The sequence below is a fragment of the Spongiibacter taiwanensis genome, assembly GCF_023702635.1.
GTDB lineage: Bacteria > Pseudomonadota > Gammaproteobacteria > Pseudomonadales > Spongiibacteraceae > Spongiibacter > Spongiibacter taiwanensis.
Genome location: NZ_CP098455.1, coordinates 1,679,751 through 1,701,439 on the forward strand (window position 1 = coordinate 1,679,751; position 21,689 = coordinate 1,701,439).

The following is a 21,689-nucleotide window of genomic DNA, read 5'->3' on the forward strand; positions in this document are numbered from 1 at the left end:
AAGCGCGCCATGCTCTGGCTGAAAGCCTTTCACATTATTGCCGTGGTCTGCTGGTTTGCGGCACTGTTTTACTTACCGAGATTGTTTGTCTATCACGCGATGGCTGAAGACCTGACCAGCCGGGAGCGCTTCAAGGTGATGGAGCGCAAACTATACCGTGGTATTGCCAACCCCTCTGCACTCATTACCCTGATTCTGGGAGCGTGGATGGTTGCACTGGCACCAGACTATTACCTTTCGGCCGGTTGGTTCCACGCCAAAATTGGCCTGGTCGTACTGTTGATTGCATACCATCATGTCTGCGGCCGACTGCTACGTCAGTTCGCCAACGATACCAATCGCCGCAGCCACGTATTTTACCGCTGGTTTAATGAGGCCCCGGTGCTGGCACTGGTGGGCATTGTCATTCTCGTGGTGGTTAAACCCTTTTAAGCACCGGGTGGCCGACTGGCAATTCGAATGACAGCCGCCAGACGGATAAGCTTAGCCGCCATGACATGTCGAAGACGAGAGGCTGCAGCGCGCCTTACCGTAGGGCCGTCCCGCGGAGCCGGGCGCTGAAATGTCACTGAGCATCCTGGAATCTGCCCTGAACGGGTTTGCAGATTTTATATGGAGCGCCCCCACGGTGGTTCTGCTGGTGGGCGGCGGTCTGTTTCTGACCTGTTACTCTCGACTAGCCTGCTTTCGCTACTTCCCTCATGCCATTAACTTCTTGCGCAGCAAGTTCGACCGGCCGCAGGACCCGGGCCATGTGTCCCACGCCCAGGCTTTATCCACCGCGCTATCGAGCACCTTGGGGCTGGGCAATATTGCCGGTGTCGCGATTACGATCAGCACCGTCGGTCCCGGCGCGGTGTTTTGGATGTGGTTAACCGCCCTGATTGTCAGCGACGCATTTTCCGGTCAGGCGGTTGTTGACGGCACCCTCGGCAGCACCATCATGATCGGCGTGCGCCGGGGCGCCTTCTCTAACGAAGCAGGGATCGGCACCGAATCCATGGCCCACGGCGCAGCTCGAACCGACTAGCCCATTCGCGAAGGCCTGGTGGCCATGCTGGGCCCAGTCATCGACACCCTGCTCATGTGCACCTGTACCGCTCTGATCATCCTCCTGACCGGCACCTGGCAGAGCACCGACGGCGTGACCGGGGTCACTCTCACCGCAAACGCCATCGCTCAGGTATTTCCCAAAACCGGCGATATTTTGTTGCTGATCATGGTGGGGCTGCTCAGCTTCAGCACCATCGTGTCATTCTGGTTCTACGGCGCCAAATGCACCGGCTTTTTATTAGGCGCCCATCGTCAGCGCTATTACACCCCCGCCTACCTGCTGTTAATCATCGCCGGAGCGACGGTCTCCCTGGAATTGGTTAACGGCCTGGTGATTGGCATGTACGGCATGATGGCGATCCCCACCATGGTTTCAACCCTGCTGCTGGCCCCGCGGGTCAATCGCGCTCGGCAGGCTTACTTCTCTGCCGACGGGGATGGCCAGTAACGACCTTTGTCGGGATAATGAGCCCTCGCAAAAAGTCAGGAGTCAGCATGTCCCGCAACGAAGCTCTGTTTCAGGCCGCCCAGCGACATATTCCCGGCGGCGTCAATTCGCCCGTTCGCGCATTTAAAGCGGTTGGCGGAACCCCACGCTTTATTGAAAAGGCCCAGGGGCCCTACATCTTCGATGCCGATGGCAAGCGCTACACTGACTATGTCTTGTCATGGGGACCAATGCTTCTGGGCCACGCCCATCCCGCGGTTATCAAGGCGGTCACCGAACAGTTACAAAACGGCTTGAGCTTTGGCGCGCCCACCGAAATTGAAACCCGCATGGCCGACACCCTCTGCGACATCGTGCCCGGCATGGACATGGTGCGCATGGTCAACTCGGGCACCGAGGCCACGATGAGCGCCATTCGCTTGGCCCGGGGCGCCACCGGCAGAGACAAAATCATCAAGTTCGAGGGCTGTTATCACGGTCACTCTGACTCACTGCTCATTAAAGCCGGCTCGGGTGCACTGACCTTTGGCGTGCCGAGCTCCCCCGGGGTGCCCGCGGCACTGGCCGAGCACACCGTGACCCTGAGCTACAACGATATTGACGGCGTCAAACAGGCATTCGCCGAAATCGGCGACCAGGTCGCCTGCGTGATTGTCGAACCCGTGGCCGGCAATATGAATTGCGTGCCGCCTATCCCCGGTTTTCTGGAATGTCTGCGCCAATGCTGCGACGAGGCTGGCAGCCTGCTGATTATTGACGAGGTCATGACCGGTTTTCGCCTGGGCCTGGCTGGCGCACAGGGCTATTACGGCGTCACCGCGGACATTACCTGCCTGGGCAAAGTCATCGGCGGCGGCATGCCGGTGGCGGCCTTTGGCGGCCGCGCAGAGGTGATGTCTCAATTGGCACCCAGCGGCCCGGTTTATCAAGCCGGTACACTGTCGGGCAACCCGGTGGCCATGGCCGCCGGTCTGGCGATGATCGAGCAGATTCGCCAGCCCGGATTTTACGAACCGATCTTTGCAAAAACCGATGCCTTGGTTCAGGGGCTTCGCCAACGGGCGGACGCTGCTGGCATCGCCATGACCAGCAACCATGTTGGCACCATGTTTGGCGTCTTTTTCACGGAAGAGGAAAAAGTCTGTAACTATCAGCAAGTCATGGCCGGCAATATCGGACGCTTCAATCGTTTCTTCCACGGTATGCTGGAGCACGGCGTTTATCTGGCGCCGGCCTGTTACGAAGCGGGCTTTCTCTCTGCAGCCCACAGCGATGCTGATATCCAAGCCACCCTGGATGCCGCCGAAGCGGTTTTCAAAACCCTGTGACGAGAACGCCATGAACAAATCCCTGCACCGAGGCCCCTTTCCCGCCACCAGAATGCGGCGGATGCGAGCCAGCGATTTCAGTCGGCGATTGATGCGAGAAAACGCCCTCACCGTCGATGACCTGATCTATCCCATGTTTGTCTGCGAAGGTCAGGATACCCGCCAGCCGGTGGGCTCCATGCCAGGCATCGAGCGGCTGAGCCTGGATCTGTTAGCGGATGAGGCCAAGGTGCTGGCGGAGCTTGGCATTCCCGCGATTGCGCTGTTTCCGGTAGTCAGCGCCAATAAAAAATCCCTTGGCGCCGAAGAGGCTTACAACCCCGACGGACTGGCCCAGCAAGCAATAAAAGCAGTAAAAGATGCTGCCCCCGAACTCGGGGTGATCACCGACGTGGCCCTGGACCCCTACACCCTTCACGGCCAGGACGGCATCATCGACGAAAACGGCTACGTGCTGAATGATCGCACTGTTGAGACATTGCAGCGCCAAGCCCTGGCCCAGGCCGATGCCGGTGCCGACGTGGTCGCGCCCTCAGACATGATGGACGGCCGCATTGGCGCCATTCGCCAAACCCTGGAATCCGCCAGCCATGTGAACACCAGAATCCTCGCCTACTCGGCGAAATATGCCTCAAGTTATTACGGGCCTTTCAGAGACGCGGTGGGCTCAGCAGGAAACCTGGGCGGCGGCAATAAATACAGCTACCAAATGGACCCCGCCAACAGCGACGAAGCCCTACATGAATGCGCCCTGGATATCGCCGAGGGCGCCGACATGATCATGGTCAAGCCCGGCATGCCCTACCTCGATATTATCCGGCGAGTAAAAGATGAACTGGCCGTTCCCACCTATGCCTATCAAGTCAGTGGTGAGTACGCGATGCATTGCGCTGCATTTGAAAAAGGCTGGCTGGACCGCGATACCGTTATGCTGGAATCACTGTTGGCATTTAAGCGCGCCGGCGCCGATGGCATTCTCACTTACTTTGCCAAGCAGATGGCAATATTACTGGGACGATAGGCTTTACCCGCCCCCACTAAGTCACTATTGTCTTTTTAATACTAATATCACACCACCAAGCAAGGGGAAGACAATGCACAAAAAGCTACTTGCCGCCGCGCTGCTCAGTTCGGTTGCTGCCGCCGGGGCGCAGGCCGATATTATCGGCATGACCGCTGGCGCCTATGTATGGAAACAAAGCTGGGACGGTGACGTGCGCTCCGGCCCCAATGACAGCGACGAAATTGATGTCACCCGGGACTTGGGTTACGACGATGACAGCGGCAACAGCTTCTTTGTCGCCTTGGAGCACCCCGTACCCATCCTGCCAAACGTGCGCCTGCAGCGCACCGAGATGGAAATTTCCGAGCGCAATACCCTGACGCGAGACTTCAACTTCGAAGGCGATACCTACACCGCTGGTGACGATATTTCCTCCACCACCGACCTCGGCCACACCGATGTCACCCTGTACTACGAGATTCTCGACAATTGGGTAAACTTGGACGTGGGTATGTCCATCCGCGTATTTGATGGCGAAGTTAGACTGCAAGCCGCCGGCCGGGAAGGCACCCTGGACCTGGATGCGCCGCTGCCCATGGCCTATGCCAATGCCCGCTTTGATCTGCCCTTCACGGGCCTTTACGCCTCAGCAGTTGGCAACCTGATCTCCTACAGCGGCGATGGCGTCACCGATTTCACTGTTGGCATCGGCTATGAAGTGGGTATTGCCGCCATTGAGCTGAACTACCGTACCTTCGATGTGAGCCTGGAAGATGGCGATGAAGAAGCGGGGCTGACCATCGACGGCCTCTATCTCGGCGTGGTCATCGACATTTAAGGCCTGGCAGTTTGCTGCGGCTTGGCAATAGAGCCCGCCGCAGCCCTCTCTGGCTTTACAAGCCTTTCCCCGACCTTTTATCCTGCCCACCCTGATCCCAGCTAGCTTCATCTGATATGACCGCTGCCTGCCGCTACCTTCTGTTCGTGATGCTGCTCTGCCTGCATGGCACCGCAAGCGCCTGCGAGTGTCTCTGGCAAGGGCCGTTCAAATCGGTTTATCCCGACGCAGACCTGGTCGTTGTTGGCGCCGTCACCGAACGCCAAGGCAATAGCCTGGACCTAAGCGTTCTGGACATTCTCAAGGGAACAGATTACCGGGACACCCTCAGAATCTGGGGAAAGAAGGACGACCTGTGCCGCCCCGAGGTTGATGAGTTCCCGCCCGGCAGCACCTGGATTATGGCACTGACCAAAATTCGCGAGCTGCCAGAGGACGGTTTCGACCCCTTTCGCCCCAATATCAGCTTTGGCCGGGTCGAGGACTTTTACCTGCCCAGCTGCGGCGTCTATTGGCTAGAGGTCAAAGGGGGCACCGTGTCAGGCAACATTGTCGATGGCGCCCGCTGGCAATACCTCGATAGCAAGAAATCACCCATTCTGGCATCGCTCTTTTTGCAATGGATGGATGGCGAGCTTGGCGATGCCCGGCTCAAAGAGGCCCAAAAGCCCCAGCCAAAAGCCCGCGAGCTCATGAATGACACGCGCATCTTCCTTCAACAAAAGCATCGGCAAGATGGGCCCTTAGACCTGGAAGAAATTCAGAACCTGGCGGAATAGCCCATCGTCCCTACGACTGAATTAACGCCATCAGCTCGTCGAGCATGCGCAGGGACATTCCCCATATGCGCTTACCCTGAAAGTCATAACAGGGTAGGTCCATCGACACCCCCGCCCGACGAAACTGCATTGTTTGCCGATTTTCCAGGGCCTGCAAATACGTCATGGGCACCCACAACGCTTCGGCAACCTCATGATTGGTTTCTATGCCAACCGGGGTATGGAGATGAAAGACATAGGGGGTAACCACCATTGGCCGCCGCCCAGAGTGCGGCCGACTAACAATGTCTGAAAGGCGCCCGATGCAGCTGCCTGCCTTCTCCAACTGAATGCCGATTTCCTCGTGAGTTTCTCGCATTGCCGTGCGCAAGCCTGTTCGGTCACCGGGATCCATTCGCCCGCCGGGGAACGCCATATGGCCAGACCAGGGATCGCCCACACGCTCCGCGCGCTTGATCATCAATACCTGGGTCTGCCCATCCCGTTCGCGCAGCACAATAGCCACTGCCGAGCGCTTCACCCAGCGTCGCCACCACCGCCGGCGCGACCGGTATTTTCCCAGCTTTTCGATTACCGACTGCAAACCACAACCCCAACTCACATTCGCGCCAGTACAGCACTGACCTCTACAACAACCCCTGATCATAGCATTTGCCAATTGGGCGCGGTAACCTGAGCCCATAACACCTCCCTCCCCATCCACTCCGGCGCGCGAAAATAGCGATGGATATCACCGAGCGAAAACACCTCGAGCACCTGCTGAGGGACTTCTACCAACGGGTCTTAGCTGACGACATCATCGGGTTTTACTTCACCCAGGTGGTTGAGTTCGACCTGGAAAAACACCTGCCCAAAGTCTGCGATTTTTGGGAGGTGCAACTGCTCGGCAAGCTGGGCTACCAGGGGAGAACTTTTGAAACCCATTTGGCCATTCATCGGCACACTGCCATCACGCCCCACCACTTTCAGCGCTGGCTCTTTCTCTTTGAGAGCAGTGTCGATCAATACTTTTCCGGCCCTACCGCCGAGGCCGCGAAACATCGGGCACGGGCGATCGTCAACTCAATGGCGACCGCGCTGAGCAATAAAGACACCACATTGGGTGAGCCCCAGGGGACTTATACCCCGGCCCGCTGAGCTGCTTCATCCATAGATTCGGCGCAACCTCTCTACCCCTTCCTCCAATTGCGGCATACCGGTTGTGTATGAAAACCGGACATGCTGCTGAGCCATATGGTCACCAAAGTCGATGCCCGGCGTGATAGCAATGCCGTGCTCCTCCAACAAACTCATGCACATGGCCTGGGTGGTCATGTTGAAATGATCGATACCAGCATAGAGATAAAATGCCCCGGCCGGCTTATGCGGAATCGCAAATCCCAGGTCCGTCAAGGCGGGAAAGAGGAAGTCTCGCCGACGCGCAAACTCCGCACGACGCTGATCGAGTACCACCCGGGTTTGCGGTGCAAAAGCCGCCAGCGCGGCATACTGCGCCACAGTCGGCGGGGAGATGAACAGGTTCTGAGCAATCTTCTCCAACTCAACAGCGGCCTCTGGTGGCGCAACAATCCACCCCAAACGCCAGCCCGTCATGCCGAAGTACTTGGAAAAACTGTTAATCACAAAGGCGTCATCGCTCACTGACAACACACTCGGCGCAGCACCGTCATAGCTCAGACCGTGGTAAATCTCATCCACAATCAAAAAGCCCTGCCGCGCCGCACACACCTCAGACAAACCGACGAGCTGTTCACGGCTTAGCACCTCACCCGTGGGATTTGCAGGGGATGCCACAATCACCCCTCGGGTGTTGACCTGCCAATGGTCGTCCGCCATCGACCCCGTCAGCTGGTAGCGCTGCTCGGGCCCCACCGGCACCAGCTGAGCCTGCGCCTCAACCATACGAAAAAACTGGCGATTACAGGGATAGCCGGGGTCGGCCATCAACACCCCATCACCCGGCGCCGCCAATAGGCAGGCGAGCAACATTAGCGCGCCGGAAGCTCCGGCCGTCACCACAATCCGCTCAGGCGAAATATCCAGCTGGTAGTCGCTGCGGTAGTAGTCCGAAATGGCCTGCCGTAATTCGGGAATGCCCGCTGCGGGGGTGTATTTGGTCAACCCCGCTCGCATGGCCGCCACCGCGGCATCGACGATAGGCTCGGCGGTGGCAAAGTCCGGCTCCCCCGCCGCCATGTGAACAATATCGCGCCCTGCTGCCTCAAGCTGCTTGGCTCGCGTCAATACCTCGACAACCCGAAACGGCTGAATCTCGGCAACCCGGGGGGCAAAACTCAGGGTCACAGTAGACCTCCACTAAACGAATTCGCCGAGATGATAGCAAGGCCCCAAAGGCACGCCTACCGGGCCCGACAGTAGCCGTTAAGCCGTTGGAATCGGCGTCTGCCAATTTCGTATGGCGTGGCGTGCATTTATCTGGTAGTTTTGCCCGTTTGGTGGCATAGCGCCACCGGCAAGTCCGCAGTATGCGGTTAAAAGGCTTGTATAAATGAGGGCCACCCATGGCTGCAAAGCAAAAAGAAACTGAGAGCTTAAAGACCTTCACCCCCTACGTTGCGAAGAAGGGTGAAGCCTATATGAACGAGGACCAAAAGAATCATTTTCGGCAGATTCTTTACTCGTGGAAATCCGAGCTGATGCAAGAAGTTGACCGCACGGTCAGCCACATGAAGGACGAGGCCGCCAACTTCCCAGACCCGGCGGATCGAGCGACCCAAGAAGAAGAGTTCAGCCTGGAACTTCGCACCCGGGATCGCGAGCGCAAGCTGATCAAGAAAATTGACGCCACCCTCGACCTTATCGACGAGGATGATTACGGCTTCTGCGACACTTGTGGGGTAGAAATCGGGATCAAGCGTCTAGAGGCTCGCCCGACAGCCACTCTGTGCATCGACTGCAAAACCCTGGATGAGATCAAAGAGCGCCAGGAACGAGGTTAAGCCCATCCACTGATCGGGCGAGCGGCGCCTCGCCCGATCGATGTACTTCACGGAAGGCCATGCCTGCTACTGGTTCCCGTCCCACTCCGCATTACATCGGGAGATTTGCCCCCTCTCCCAGCGGCCCCCTTCATCTGGGCTCGCTCTTAGCCGCATTGGCCAGCTACCTCGACGCCGCCGCCCATCAGGGCACATGGCTACTGCGAATAGAAGACATTGACCCTCCCCGCGAAATAGCAGGCGCCAGCCAGGCAATCATTCAGAGCCTGCAGCAACACGGATTGCATTGGCAGGGCGACATCATCTGGCAGAGCAAACACAGTGAGAACTTTGATCAGGCATTGAACCAACTGCGCCTGCAAGGCGATTTGTTTGAGTGCAGTTGCTCCCGGCGGCAACTGGCCCCCTTTCACGGCATCCATCAACTTTCCTGCATTGCGCCCCCCCAGCCGGGAAACGCCGCGCTTCGACTAAAAGTCGCAGACCGGCACATTCAGTTTGTCGACCGATTACAAGGCTCTCAAAGTGAGAATCTACGCCAGGTAGGCGGCGATCCCATCCTGAGAAGACGGGACGGACTCTACGCCTACCATCTGGCGGCGGTCGTCGATGATATGCACAGCGGCATTACCGACATCGTTCGTGGCATCGACCTTCTCGACGCAACGCCCACCCAGCTGTATTTGCAGGAACGACTCGGCGCACCTGCGCCGCGATATTTACATATCCCCGTACTGGCCGGACAGGTTGGCGAGAAACTCAGCAAACAACGGGGCGCTCCTGCCATTGATGACACCCAGCCGAGTGATAATCTGCGCCGCTGCCTCGCCTATTTGGGGCAAACACCCCCGCCTGCAGAACTGCAGCAGCCAACCGACATCCTCAACTGGGCCGCTCAGCGCTGGCAGCCGGATGCCATTCCACATCAAAAGGAAATTCTCGTTCCCTGACACCGCCGCCCCCATCACCCCTCCACCTACCACGCGACTCCGCTGGCGACCATCAAGTGGCGCCAGCTAGAAAGCCTCAAACCGCGGTTTGCCTGTGGCTTTTGCAGTTTTACACTGGCTCCAGTACCATTTCCGCCTCACCAAAGTGCGACCCAGCGAGCATGCAAATACAGTCATCCCTTCTTTTGCTGGTCAGTTTCGCCTTCGTTTTTGCCCCAGCCCTGGGCCAATGGCTGCAGGATGGTGGCGCAGCCTGGTACCGCTACCATCTGATCTGGCTAGTGACTATCGGCTTCGTCTACCTCAGCCAACGACAGCGGCGAAACGATGACCTTTGATATCAATGCCTTATTCCTGATTGGCGTCGGCTACCTGCTGCTGTTATTCGGCATCGCCTACGCGGCAGAGCGCCAACTCCTGCCGGAATGGCTGAGTCGCAACCCACTGGTCTATGTCCTGTCCCTCGGGGTGTATGCCAGCAGTTTCGCCATCTACGGCGCAGTCGGTTTTGCCCAGCACTATGGCTATGCCTTTCTCAACTACTACATTGGCATTTCAGCGGCGATGGTGCTGCTGCCAGTGCTGCTGGCGCCCCTGCACCGCATCTGCAAAACCTACCGGCTCAACTCCCTAGCCGACTTATTGAGCTTTCGCTTTCGCAGCCAGCTCGCGGGCTCGCTGGTCACGATGTTTATGGCAGCGTCTGTTCTGCCCCTGCTTGCCATCCAAATTCGTACGGTGGCCGACTCCACCGAACTGTTAGGCAACCAGGGAGACCTCTTCCTCGACCTGTTTTCCGTCCGTGAAGTGGGCGCCTTTACCTTCTGCGTCCTGATCACCATTTTCACCATTCTGTTTGGATCGCGCAGCCTGACTCACAAAGACAGTCACCAAGGACTGGTAGTGAGTATGGCGTTCGAATCGCTGGTGAAACTGCTCGCCATGCTGATGTTGGGCGCAGCCGCCGTCTGGTCCATTTTTGGCGGCCTCAGCGAAATGCAGGACTGGTTGATCAACCACCCTTCAGCCTTGACCGACCTGAACACCAAAACCCAGGCCAACGCTCAACGGCTGATTTTGGTTATGTTCTTTGCAGCAGCGGTGTGCATGCCCCACCTGTTTCACATGCTTTTCACCGAAAACTCCCGCAGCGGCAACCTGACCACCGCAAGCTGGGCGCTCCCCCTGTTTCTGTTGCTGATGAGCCTACCAATATTGCCGATTCTGTGGGCCGGGCAAGCCGCCGGCCTTTCGGTGCCCACGGATTACTTCACCCTCGGCATCCCACTGCATCTAGAAAATCCCCAGCTGGTTATCGCCGCCTACCTCGGTGGCGTCTCGGCGGGTAGCGGGGTCATTATTGTTGCCACACTCGCCCTGGCCTCCATGAGCCTCAACCATTTGGTGCTGCCGGTCTACCGCCCCCCTGGCCAGGAGGTCGATATTTATCGCTGGCTGCTGTGGACGCGCCAGCTGTTAATTGCCGCCATCATTTTAGTGGCCTATCTGTTTTACAATTTGCTTCCCAGCCAGGAATCGCTGACCGAACTGCTGATGATTTCCCTCAGTGGCGGCAGTCAGTTTTTACCGGCTATCGTCGCCATTCTGTACTGGCCCTCCGCCAACCGGACCGGCTTTATCAGCGGCCTTTGCGTAGGCTTCGGTATCTGGGCCGTCGGTTTACTGCTACCCATGCTCGCCGGCGTGGAAGGGGTATTCACTCGCTACTTCAATGTGTTTGAGCTACCACCGGAGCAGCACTGGATTACCGTTGCGACCCTGTCACTGGTCTGCAACGCTCTCGTTTTTCTACTGGTCTCGAGTTTCACCGAAACCCCCGCCGAAGAACGCAGCGCCGCCGAGGCCTGTACCCTGGATGACCTTAACCGACCCAGCCGCCAGTCGCTTAACCTTCATGACGCCCGACAAATGAAATTGCGACTACAGCAAATTCTCGGTGAAAGTGCGGCCAATCAAGAATTCGATCGCGCCCTTGAGGAGCTCAACCTGCGCGAGTCTGAAACGCGCCCCTACGCACTGCGGCGAATTCGTGACCGCATCGAAGTGAACCTGTCCGCGCTGATTGGCCCGTCCAGCGCCCGCCGGGTCATTGACCGAACCCTCCCCTATACCGAAAACCTGATGGGAGAGAGTGAGGACATCAACTATATCGAGGAGCGCCTGGAACAATATCAAAGCCACCTGACCGGCCTGGCCGCCGACCTCGACAGCTTGCGGCGCTACCACCGGGAGACCCTGGAAAACCTGCCGATTGGGGTGTGCGCACTGGGACAAGACCAGGAGATACTGCTCTGGAATATGTCCATGTCCGAGATCACCCACGTTCGCGGCGGCGATATCACCGGCTCCCACCTCAGCGGCTTGCCACACAGCTGGGCAACCCTGCTCAAAGCCTTCTTCGTCAGCGAGGACTTACACTGGAGCAAGCGCAGCCTGGAAACCGACGCCGGCATGCGCTGGCTCAACCTTCACAAAACCGAGTCCGGAATCATGGGCCGGGACGAAAAGATCGTCGTGGTAGAGGACGTTACCGAAAACCAGTTGCTGGAAAATGAACTCGCCCACCAGGAGCGGCTGGCCTCCATCGGTCGCTTAGCTGCAGGGGTCGCCCACGAAATTGGCAACCCAGTCACGGGTATCGCCTCCCTCGCCCAGAATCTACGCTACGATACCGACAACCCGGAAAGCCTCGAGACCGCATCGCAAATCATCAAGCAGACCCAGCGCATTACCAGCATTGTGCGCAGTCTGGTGAACTTCGCTCACACTGGCAGGGAAGATCCCACCCAGGCTATTGAAGCCGTCAATATTCGCCACTCGGTCAGCGAAGCCATGCAGCTTCTGCAACTGGACAGCGCCGCCCACCAGATTCACTACAACAACGATTGCGCCGACGAGGTGTGGGTAATGGGCGATGCCCAGCGCCTGCTTCAGGTCTTTGTCAACCTGCTGTCAAACGCCCGGGACGCGAGCCCCCTCGATGGCATGATTACCGTCACCGCTGCCGAAAGCACCGACTCGCAAATGGCCCACATCACCATTGCCGACCGGGGTCACGGCATCGATGACGCGCTGAAAGAGCGCATTTTCGAACCCTTTTTCACCACGAAAGAACCGGGCAAAGGCACCGGCCTGGGCCTGGCCTTGGTGTACAGCATCATTCGTGATCTGGGCGGGGAGATTACTATCGAGAGCCCGGTTGCAGATCAGGGAAATATCGGCACCCGGATTCACATCCACATGCCGTTGGCGACCCCAGGCAGCCCGGCATCCCAGCCCAGCTGACAGGGGCGGTCAATCTAGAAAATTCGTCGGGGAACGGTTATGTTGTTCGGCTCAGTGGTAACCCAAGCACGGTAGATCGGGAGAAGGGCATGGCACGAATTATGATCGTCGAAGATGAGGATGTTATCCGTCTTGCATTGCGGCGATTACTGGAGCGCAATGGCTACACGGTCGACGAGGCCATCTCTGTCAAAGAAGCGCTGACCTCTGAGAGCCTGAACCACTACGACTTAATCATCAGCGACCTCCGCCTGCCCGGCGCCCAGGGCACCGAACTGATCAACAAAACCGAATCGCCGGTGTTGATCATGACCAGCTACGCCAGCCTCAAGTCCGCCGTCGACACTATGAAGATGGGCGCCATCGACTACATCGCAAAGCCCTTTGACCACGACGAGATGCTCGATACCGTCGCTCGCATCATTCAGACCAACAGCGGCACCCAGCGCCCCGCCCGCCCATCCAAAACCACTGCCAATCGCAGCGGTATGATTGGTGGCTGTCCGGCCATGCGCCGGGTATACGAGCGCATTGAGCGGGTCGCACCCACCAGCGCCACCGTGCTCATTCACGGCGAAACCGGCACGGGTAAAGAGTTGGTTGCCCGGGCCATTCACGAGCAAAGCGACCGGGCGGGCAAGCCGATTGTCTGTGTTAACTGCGCGGCCATCCCCGAAACGCTGATCGAGTCTGAGCTGTTTGGTTATGAGAAGGGGGCCTTTACCGGCGCTAATGCCAACCGCATCGGTCTGATCGAAGCCGCCGATGGTGGCACCCTGTTTCTGGATGAAATCGGCGAGCTGCCACTGGAGGCCCAGGCCCGCTTACTGCGCTTCATTCAAGAAGATGAGATTCGCCGTATTGGTGCGGTGGAGTCCAGCAAAGTGAATGTCAGGCTGGTTTGCGCGACTCACCGCAATCTCAAAGAAATGGCCCAGGCCGGGCGCTTTCGAGAAGACCTTTACTACCGAATCAATGTGATGAAGCTCGAGTTGCCACCGCTGCGGGAACGAGGCAAGGATATTCTGGAAATCGCCGAAACCCTGCTCCACCGGCGCTGTGAAGCGCTAGGCAAACCACCTATGCACTTCAGCCCAAAAACGATACAGGCCATCACCACCTATGTGTGGCCCGGCAACATTCGCGAGCTCGAAAATGCAGTAGAGCGCGCGGTGATTCTGTGTGACGGCGAGGAGATCGACAACGAACTGCTCGATATTGATCTGGAGCTGGTAGACATCAACCAGATTCGGGGCCGCCAGCCCGAACCCATTAATCGCCAAAACCGCGATACCAGCAAGAAGGAGCCCCCTCGCCAGCGGGGCCGCGCCACCGACCCCAACGAGGACTTGTCACTGGAGGATTACTTCCAACACTTCGTTCTCGAGCACCAGGACTCCATGAGCGAGACGGAACTGGCCCAAAAACTGGGAGTCAGTAGAAAGTGTCTGTGGGAGCGCCGTCAGCGTCTCGGCATCCCTCGCAAGAAATCCAGTGCACGCTCTGGCAGCTAGCGCCAGAGCGTTACCTATTCCTGCCCACTGTAACGAATGCCGTTTATATCGGTAACAAATTCACATTCAAATCCGCTTCCAGAAATACCAAAATTTCGCTAACCACCTGAAAATAAAGAAATTTAAAAACCTGGCACAGCAAATGCTTTTATACGTTCAAAAAACAATAAGACATGACTAATAAAAATAACAAACTGAGAAAAATAAAAATAAGAGAGCAATAAAAAGACCTGGGTGGGGAAGACAATGTTTTCCCCTTCTTCATTTCTAGGGTCTGGAAAATTGCAAAACCTTCCCGCAGCACATACCTTCACCCTATGTTAAAATCCCCGCCTTCTGAAAAAGGCAAAGCACCCTCACAATGACATCAAGCTCCGTAGCCGGGCTGTGGAAAAAGCTCACCGACAAGCTACCCAAGTCTTCTAAACGCAGTGCCGTTAGAAACCATATTGTCGTGCCCCGGGATGAGCACATCATTTCCCGACGCATTATCAGTGATAACGCACTAAAAGTGATGAACCGGCTGAACCAGGCAAATTTTGACGCCTTTCTGGTCGGCGGCGGCGTGCGGGATATTTTGCTTGGCGGCCAACCCAAAGACTTCGACATTGCAACCGATGCCACCCCGGAGCAGGTCCGGGACCTGTTCCGCAACAGCCGCATCATTGGCCGTCGCTTCAAAATTGTTCATGTTCGCTTCGGCCGGGAAGTCATTGAAGTCACCACCTTCAGAGGCAATCACACCGAGAAAGAGAGCAAGCATCAGTCTGCCCGCAGCGAATCCGGTATGCTGCTGCGCGACAATATTTACGGATCGGTTACGGAAGACGCCGAGCGCCGCGACCTGACCATCAACGCCCTTTATTACACCACTCGGGACTTCTCCGTTCACGACTATGTCGGTGGCCTGCAGGACCTCAATGACCGCCTGATTCGCGTCATTGGCGACCCGGCAACGCGCTACCGGGAAGATCCGGTTCGCATGCTGCGAGTCATTCGCTTTGCGGCAAAACTGGATTTTGACATTGAAGCCGAAACCGAAGCACCGATCCCCGAGTTGGCGCCGCTGCTCAAAGATATCGCCCCGGCCCGACTGTTTGATGAAGTACTGAAGCTCCTGATGTCGGGTAACGGCTTGCAAACCTATGCCCTATTGCAGCGCTACCACCTGTTTGCCCCCATGTTTCCGGCCACCCAGGCCATGCTGAACAAGCAGGTGCATGGTGCCGAAGCCTTGATCCAGCAGGGGCTTAGCAATACAGATGCCCGAATTGCCGAAGACAAACCCGTCACCCCTGCTTATATCTACGCCGTGCTATTGTGGCCCGCGGTACACACTCTGCAGGCGGATATCATGGCCTCCGGCGTGCCCGAGATTCCCGCCCTGCACCAGGCCGCAGAGCGGGTCTTGCACAAACAGCAGCAAACCGTGGCGATTCCAAAACGCTTCTCGCTACCAATGCGCGATATCTGGGAATTACAGTTCCGCCTACAAAAGCGCAGCGGCAAACGGGCCGAACAACTCCTGGAGCACCGTTATTTCCGCGCCGGATTCGACTTCCTGCTGCTGCGCGAACAAGCAGGCGAGATTCCCACCGGCCTCGGCCAATGGTGGATTGCCTTTCAGGAGAGCCATCCCGAAACCCGCAGTGCCATGCTCAAGCCGGGACAACCAGAAGCGCGCAAGCGCCCCCGCCGCAGACGCCGGCGCAGCAGCGCTCCCAGACCTCCCCAATGACCCCTTGCTTTATCGGTTTGGGCAGCAACCTCGACAACCCCAAAGCCCAGATCCAAAGTGGCATCACTGCACTTGCGGCACTGCCGCAAAGTCGGCTTTTGACCCGTTCCCGCCTGTACGGCTCCACAGCCGTTGGCCCCGGCACCCAAAACGACTACATAAATGCTGCGGTAAAACTGGAAACTACGCTTGAACCACGGGAGCTGCTCACCCACCTGCAGCGCATCGAGGCCGACCATGGCCGCCGCCGAAATATCCACTGGGGGCCACGGACGCTGGATCTCGATCTGTTGATGTTTGGCGATCGGCAGGAAAACACCAGCGACCTGGTCCTGCCCCACCCCCGCATAGCTGACCGCCCCTTTGTACTGGCCCCCCTTGCCGACCTCGGCGCGACACCACCTGGCATCGAAATGGCACCAGCGTTAGACTACCTGGCCGCAAACACCCTCTGGCTGATTTCGCCCCAATGACCAGCAGACACCTACTCAATGAGCCGATCCTGAGCGCTACATCGGCGCCGCGATTCGTCGCCATCGAGGGCCCCATCGGCGTGGGCAAAACCACCCTCGCCCACAAGCTTGCCGCCTCCCTGGATGGCGAGCTGATGCTGGAAAAAGCCGAGGAGAATCCCTTTCTGGAGCGGTTCTATGCCAACCGGGCCAACGCCGCCCTGGCAACCCAACTGTTCTTTCTGTTTCAGCGCGCCCAGCAGATCGCCGATCTGCGCCAGCGGAATCTGTTTACGCAAACCTGCGTAACCGACTTTCTGTTTCAGAAAGACCCCCTGTTCGCCGCGCTGACGCTGGACCCGAACGAACTCGACCTCTACCAGAAGGTGTACCAACAATTGTCGGTGGATTTGCCCCAACCCGACCTGGTCATCTATCTACAAGCCCCGGTCAAGGTATTGAAAGAACGGATTGCCCGCCGCGCCATCGGCTTCGAGCAGGACATCAGCCCCGGCTATCTCGAAAGGGTGAACGAAGCCTACAGCCAGTTTTTTCACGAGTACGACGGGGCACCCCTGGTCATCATCAATGCCAGCGATATTGATTTTGCCAACAATGACGATGAGTACCGGAAGCTGCTGGATTACTTGCTCAATCTGCGCAGCGGCAGGCATTATTTCAATCCGACTTTTTTCTGAGCGACTTCGAGGCCCCTATGAGTCAGGTAAGCATCCCCTCCCTGCTGAAGAAGAAGCAGGCGAAGCAAGCCTTTGCCGTCATCACCTGTTACGACGCCGGCTTTGCCAAGCTGGTGGAGAAAGCCGGCATCGACGCCATTTTGGTGGGCGACTCCCTGGGCATGGTGGTGCAGGGCCACGAGTCCACCTTGCCCGTCAGTGTCGAGGAAATGGCCTACCACACCCGCTGTGTTGCGCGAGCCGTGCAACAACCGCTGATCATCACCGACCTGCCCTTTGGTAGTTACAACACTGAAAACGACTGCCTGCGCCATGCAACCACGCTGATGCAAGCGGGCGCCGCCATGGTGAAGCTGGAGGGCGGCAGCTGGCTGTGCGACAGCATCGTAAAACTGAATCGCGCGGGTATCCCGGTGTGCGGGCACCTGGGGCTCACACCCCAATCCGTCAACCTGCTGGGCGGCTACCGCGTTCAGGGACGGGAAGACGACAAGGCCGAGGCCATGCTGCGAGATGCCCTGGCACTGGAGCAGGCCGGCGCCTCATTGCTGGTGCTCGAGTGCGTGCCTCAAAAACTGGCCGCCCAGATCAGCGAGACGCTGAGCATTCCCGTTATTGGCATCGGTGCCGGCAACGTCACCGATGCCCAGGTGTTAGTCCTCCATGACCTGCTCGGCGTTACCGAGAAAACCGCCAAGTTTGTACGCAACTTCGCCGACGGCGCCAGCAGCATCGAAGACGCCCTGGTTCGCTACAAAAACGCCGTAGAAGAGCGCAGCTTCCCCGCCGATGAGCACACATTCAGCTAAGTTGCTGAATTGCAATGCCGTTACCGATAGGAACAAACACCTAGGTAACAATGCGGTAATTTTTTTGCCGACGAGGCATTGAACCGGTATTCTGATTCCGGCATACTTGCCCGCCACTGGCCAGTCTGATCAGATTATGAACAATGTGGGCGTCGAAATTGCCCTCTGATCAGCCAGTGTTTTGGTCGCCAGCCCGCGGTGTGCGCGGACTGACTTCACAGCAAACTGCCTTCGCAAAACTTGGCGAAGTATGAGATTGGGAAGTTAGGTGGTATGAAAACGTACAGCACAGCCGCGTCACTCCGCGCCGCCCTGCTCGCTGCAAAGCGGGCCGGCAAAAGCGTTGCTTTCGTGCCTACCATGGGCAACCTTCACGACGGTCACCTTCAGCTGGTCCGGCGCGCGCGCCAACTTGCCGACGTGGTTGTCGTCAGCATCTTTGTTAACCCGCTGCAGTTTGGTGCCAATGAAGACCTGAGCACCTATCCCCGCACGATCGCCGCAGATAAAGAGAAGCTGTTTGCCGAAGGCACCCAGTTCCTGTTTCTGCCGACGGTGGAAGAAATTTACCCCGAGGGCATGGCCGTCCACACTAAAGTGGCTGTTCCAGCACTTTCCGAAACCCATTGTGGTGCCAGCCGTCCCGGCCATTTTGACGGCGTATCAACGATAGTGAGCAAGCTGTTCAACATCGTCCAGCCCGAGTATGCAGTATTTGGCCAAAAAGACTTCCAGCAGCTCAGCATCATCCGCAAGATGGTCAGCGACCTGTGCATGCCCATCACCATCGTGGGGGTTGCCACAGCCAGAGCGGACGATGGCCTCGCGCTGAGCTCTCGCAACGGCTACCTAAATGACCGCCAGCGCAACCAGGCACCGGCTCTGCACAAGATCTTGCGGGAGTGCCGGGACGCCATCGCCTGCGGCTATGATAGCTACAGCGATCTGGAGCTTCACGCCCAGGCCAAATTGCGGGCGCGCGGCTTCGAACCCGACTACTTTTCTATTTGCGACGCCCGCACCCTGCGGGAAATAACTCTCGACACCGAAGAGATCGTTATTCTCGCCGCAGCAAAATTGGGGGGCACGCGTCTCATCGACAATGTCACCCTGAATGTAAACCCCAGCTCCGATTGGGGAATGCTGGCCGCTAACTGATTTATGGCCAGCAAGTGATATAAAGGAACAGCGTTATGCAGTCTGTCATGCTGAAAGCGAAGCTTCACAAAGCCCGAGTCACCCACGCCGTGTTGGACTACGAAGGCTCGTGTGCGATCGATGGCAAATTACTCGACATGTCGGGAATCCGCGAGTTCGAGCAAATCCAAATTTACAACGTCACCAATGGCGAGCGTTTCACCACCTACGCTATTCGCGGCGAAGACCACAGCGGCATTATTTCTATCAATGGTGCTGCCGCGCATAAGGCCAACGTGGATGACACCATTATTATCTGCGCCTATGCCAGCTACACCGAGGCGGAATTGATCAACTTCAAGCCACGCCTGATTTATATGAATCCCGACAACACCGTCAGTCACTCAAGCAACGCCATTCCGGTCCAAGTGGCCTAAGCGTTCTGGTACTGCCGAAACCCCGCTGCGGCGGGGTTTTGTGTTTTTGTCCGGCCCATTTCCGGCCGCCATATCGTTTGCCTTTCCTCTCAGACTTTGGTCTATAAGCCCTTCTATCCCCTCTGCTGACTCGCTATGCTGGCATCATCCCGGTGGTTGCCAAGGGCGGCCATCGCCAGAAATCTCCCGCAACGATAACAATTTGGAGAGCCCAAGCTATGAGCGAAGTACACATTCACCCAGTCTTTGCCGACTTTGCCGCCCAGGCCCATATCAACGCCGATGACTATGCCCGCCTGTATCAGCAATCCATTGAGCAACCCGACGCGTTCTGGAGCGAGCAGGCTAAGCAATTTCTGAGCTGGGACCAGCCGTGGAATACCGTCTGCGACTACGACTTTACCAAGGGCGAAGCGAGCTGGTTTGATGGTGCCTCCCTGAACGTAGCCTACAACTGCATTGACCGGCACCTGGAAACACGGGCCGACCAGACTGCGATTATCTGGGAGGGCGACAACCCCGACGACAGCAGTCACATCAGCTACCGGGAGCTACACGACGCCGTTTGCCGCCTGTCCAATGTGCTCAAATCCCAGGGAGTGAGCCAAGGCGACCGGGTGTGTATCTATATGCCAATGATCCCCGAAGCCGCCTATGCCATGCTTGCTTGCGCCCGCATTGGCGCCATTCACTCGGTGGTGTTCGGCGGCTTTTCGCCGGAGGCACTAAAAGACCGCATTCAAAATGCCGAGTGCAAAATGCTGATCACCGCCGACGAAGGCGTCCGAGGCGGCAAGACCATTCCACTAAAAGCCAATGCAGACAAGGCCCTGGCCGAATGCCCCAGTATCACCAGTTGCCTAGTCGTAAAACGCACCGGCGGCGCGGTAAATTGGGATAACAAACGCGACATTTGGTATCACGACGCCTGCGCCGAAGCGAGCCCGGATTGCCCGCCCACGCCGATGCCCAGCGAGGCCCCGCTGTTTATCCTCTACACCTCCGGCTCAACCGGAAAGCCGAAGGGGGTAATGCACACCAGCGGCGGGTATTTACTCCAGGCCGCCATGACCCACAAGTATGTGTTCGACTACAAAGATAGCGAGGTCTTCTGGTGCACTGCCGATGTGGGCTGGGTCACGGGTCACAGTTATATTGTGTACGGCCCCCTCGCCAATGGCGCCACCACCTTATTATTCGAAGGTGTGCCGACCTACCCCGATGCTTCCCGCTGCTGGCAAGTGGTTGATAAACATCAGGTAAACACCTTTTACACCGCACCCACCGCGATTCGCGCCTTGATGGGCGCTGGCGACGAGTTTGTCACCGGCAGCAAGCGAGACAGTCTGCGCCTGCTGGGCAGCGTGGGGGAGCCGATCAACCCAGAAGCCTGGGAGTGGTATTTCCGGGTGGTGGGCGATAGCCGCTGCCCCATTGTTGATACCTGGTGGCAAACTGAAACCGGCGCCCATATGCTCACGCCCCTTCCGGGCGCAACACCGATGAAGGCCGGCGCGGCAACCAAGCCCTTCTTTGGCGTGGAACCCGCCCTGCTGGATACCGACGGCAAAGAGATTGACGGCCCGGGCGAGGGGCTGCTGGTTATCAAACGCTCCTGGCCGAGCCAGATTCGCAGCGTTTACGGTGACCATCAGCGCATGATCGACACCTATTTCAGCGCCTACAAAGGCTACTACTTCACCGGTGACGGCGCCCGCCGGGATGCCGATGGCGACTACTGGATTACTGGTCGGGTCGATGACGTGCTCAACATTTCCGGTCACCGCATGGGCACCGCCGAAGTAGAGAGCGCCCTGGTCTTGCACGACAAAGTCGCCGAGGCCGCGGTGGTCGGCTACCCCCACGATGTGAAGGGCCAGGGCATTTACGCCTACGTCACCCTGATGCACGATGCCCAGGGGGATGACGCACTGATTAAAGAGCTCACCGCATTGTGCGTGAAGGAAATTGGCCCCATCGCCAAGCCCGATTTGATCCAATGGGCGCCGGGACTACCCAAAACCCGGTCGGGGAAAATCATGCGCCGCATTCTGCGCAAAATCGCGGCCAATGAGCTGGACAGCCTCGGTGACACCTCCACACTGGCTGATCCATCGGTTGTCGAGGATCTGATTGAGCGGCGGCATAACCGCTAGACGCTAGACGCTGGACGCTGGACGCTGGACGCTGGACGCTGGACGCTGGACGCTGGACGCTGGACGCTGGACGCTGGACGCTG

General features: G+C 57.8%; 20 protein-coding genes and 1 pseudogene. 19 read left to right on the forward strand and 2 right to left on the reverse strand.

Features of this window, described 5'->3' with window-relative positions; all coding sequences use genetic code 11:
• The first annotated feature begins 9 nt into the window (after positions 1 to 9).
• From hemJ to NCG89_RS07805, 6 genes and pseudogenes are all read left to right on the forward strand, one after another.
• Positions 10 to 432, forward strand: a complete 423-nt coding sequence (gene hemJ / locus NCG89_RS07780; RefSeq protein ID WP_251089182.1) for a protoporphyrinogen oxidase HemJ — start codon at positions 10 to 12, stop codon at positions 430 to 432.
• Positions 433 to 562: 130 nt separating this feature from the next.
• Positions 563 to 1,501: pseudogene (locus NCG89_RS07785) on the forward strand (alanine:cation symporter family protein).
• Positions 1,502 to 1,548: 47 nt separating this feature from the next.
• Complete coding sequence (gene hemL, locus NCG89_RS07790; protein ID WP_251089183.1) at positions 1,549 to 2,829, forward strand: glutamate-1-semialdehyde 2,1-aminomutase; 1,281 nt, start codon at positions 1,549 to 1,551, stop codon at positions 2,827 to 2,829.
• A 10-nt stretch (positions 2,830 to 2,839) separates the two neighbouring features.
• Complete coding sequence (hemB, locus tag NCG89_RS07795; RefSeq protein ID WP_251089184.1) at positions 2,840 to 3,850, forward strand: porphobilinogen synthase; 1,011 nt, start codon at positions 2,840 to 2,842, stop codon at positions 3,848 to 3,850.
• Between the two features lie 73 nt (positions 3,851 to 3,923).
• Positions 3,924 to 4,670 carry a TIGR04219 family outer membrane beta-barrel protein gene (locus tag NCG89_RS07800; RefSeq protein WP_251089185.1) on the forward strand — a complete coding sequence of 249 codons (747 nt, stop codon included), beginning with the start codon at positions 3,924 to 3,926 and terminating at the stop codon, positions 4,668 to 4,670.
• Positions 4,671 to 4,786: 116 nt separating this feature from the next.
• On the forward strand, positions 4,787 to 5,449 hold the full coding sequence (locus NCG89_RS07805; RefSeq protein WP_251089186.1) for a hypothetical protein: 663 nt from the start codon (positions 4,787 to 4,789) through the stop codon (positions 5,447 to 5,449).
• A gap of 10 nt (positions 5,450 to 5,459) precedes the next feature.
• On the opposite strand, the gene NCG89_RS07810 is transcribed toward NCG89_RS07805, so the two are convergent.
• A complete protein-coding gene (locus NCG89_RS07810) occupies positions 5,460 to 6,050 on the reverse strand; it encodes an NUDIX hydrolase (protein ID WP_251089187.1) in 591 nt (196 codons plus the stop codon).
• Positions 6,051 to 6,172: 122 nt separating this feature from the next.
• Here NCG89_RS07810 and NCG89_RS07815 point away from each other — a divergent pair, with 122 nt between their 5' ends.
• A complete protein-coding gene (locus NCG89_RS07815; protein ID WP_251089188.1) occupies positions 6,173 to 6,586 on the forward strand; it encodes a group III truncated hemoglobin in 414 nt (137 codons plus the stop codon).
• Positions 6,587 to 6,592: 6 nt separating this feature from the next.
• Here NCG89_RS07815 and NCG89_RS07820 read toward each other — a convergent pair whose 3' ends face one another.
• Positions 6,593 to 7,753 carry a pyridoxal phosphate-dependent aminotransferase gene (locus NCG89_RS07820; protein WP_251089189.1) on the reverse strand — a complete coding sequence of 387 codons (1,161 nt, stop codon included), beginning with the start codon at positions 7,751 to 7,753 and terminating at the stop codon, positions 6,593 to 6,595.
• A 218-nt stretch (positions 7,754 to 7,971) separates the two neighbouring features.
• Here NCG89_RS07820 and dksA point away from each other — a divergent pair, with 218 nt between their 5' ends.
• The 12 genes from dksA (at position 7,972) to acs (ending at position 21,606) form a co-directional block, all read left to right on the forward strand.
• Complete coding sequence (gene dksA, locus NCG89_RS07825; RefSeq protein WP_251089190.1) at positions 7,972 to 8,409, forward strand: RNA polymerase-binding protein DksA; 438 nt, start codon at positions 7,972 to 7,974, stop codon at positions 8,407 to 8,409.
• A 59-nt stretch (positions 8,410 to 8,468) separates the two neighbouring features.
• Entirely contained in the window at positions 8,469 to 9,359 is an 891-nt protein-coding gene (gene gluQRS, locus NCG89_RS07830; RefSeq protein WP_251089191.1) for a tRNA glutamyl-Q(34) synthetase GluQRS, read from the forward strand.
• Positions 9,360 to 9,520: 161 nt separating this feature from the next.
• Entirely contained in the window at positions 9,521 to 9,697 is a 177-nt protein-coding gene (locus NCG89_RS07835) for a hypothetical protein (RefSeq protein WP_251089192.1), read from the forward strand.
• Positions 9,687 to 12,665: an ATP-binding protein gene (locus tag NCG89_RS07840; RefSeq protein WP_251089193.1), complete on the forward strand. Its 2,979-nt coding sequence runs from the start codon at positions 9,687 to 9,689 to the stop codon at positions 12,663 to 12,665. The genes NCG89_RS07835 and NCG89_RS07840 overlap by 11 nt, the downstream gene beginning before the upstream one ends.
• A gap of 89 nt (positions 12,666 to 12,754) precedes the next feature.
• Entirely contained in the window at positions 12,755 to 14,179 is a 1,425-nt protein-coding gene (locus tag NCG89_RS07845; protein ID WP_251089194.1) for a sigma-54-dependent transcriptional regulator, read from the forward strand.
• 361 nt (positions 14,180 to 14,540) lie between these two features.
• Entirely contained in the window at positions 14,541 to 15,917 is a 1,377-nt protein-coding gene (pcnB, locus tag NCG89_RS07850) for a polynucleotide adenylyltransferase PcnB (protein ID WP_251089195.1), read from the forward strand.
• Positions 15,914 to 16,390 (forward strand): 2-amino-4-hydroxy-6-hydroxymethyldihydropteridine diphosphokinase, encoded by a 477-nt coding sequence (gene folK / locus NCG89_RS07855; RefSeq protein ID WP_251089196.1) that lies wholly within the window; start codon positions 15,914 to 15,916, stop codon positions 16,388 to 16,390. The genes pcnB and folK overlap by 4 nt, the downstream gene beginning before the upstream one ends.
• On the forward strand, positions 16,387 to 17,067 hold the full coding sequence (locus NCG89_RS07860; protein ID WP_251089197.1) for a deoxynucleoside kinase: 681 nt from the start codon (positions 16,387 to 16,389) through the stop codon (positions 17,065 to 17,067). The genes folK and NCG89_RS07860 overlap by 4 nt, the downstream gene beginning before the upstream one ends.
• 17 nt (positions 17,068 to 17,084) lie before the next feature.
• The gene (gene panB / locus NCG89_RS07865) at positions 17,085 to 17,876 is read left to right on the forward strand and encodes a 3-methyl-2-oxobutanoate hydroxymethyltransferase (RefSeq protein ID WP_251089198.1); all 792 of its coding nucleotides are present in this window, start codon (positions 17,085 to 17,087) and stop codon (positions 17,874 to 17,876) included.
• A gap of 273 nt (positions 17,877 to 18,149) precedes the next feature.
• Complete coding sequence (gene panC, locus NCG89_RS07870; protein WP_251089199.1) at positions 18,150 to 19,034, forward strand: pantoate--beta-alanine ligase; 885 nt, start codon at positions 18,150 to 18,152, stop codon at positions 19,032 to 19,034.
• Positions 19,035 to 19,069: 35 nt separating this feature from the next.
• Complete coding sequence (panD, locus tag NCG89_RS07875) at positions 19,070 to 19,450, forward strand: aspartate 1-decarboxylase (RefSeq protein WP_251089200.1); 381 nt, start codon at positions 19,070 to 19,072, stop codon at positions 19,448 to 19,450.
• Positions 19,451 to 19,668: 218 nt separating this feature from the next.
• Positions 19,669 to 21,606, forward strand: coding sequence for an acetate--CoA ligase (gene acs / locus NCG89_RS07880; protein WP_251089201.1), 1,938 nt, complete (start codon positions 19,669 to 19,671; stop codon positions 21,604 to 21,606).
• Positions 21,607 to 21,689 lie beyond the last annotated feature (83 nt).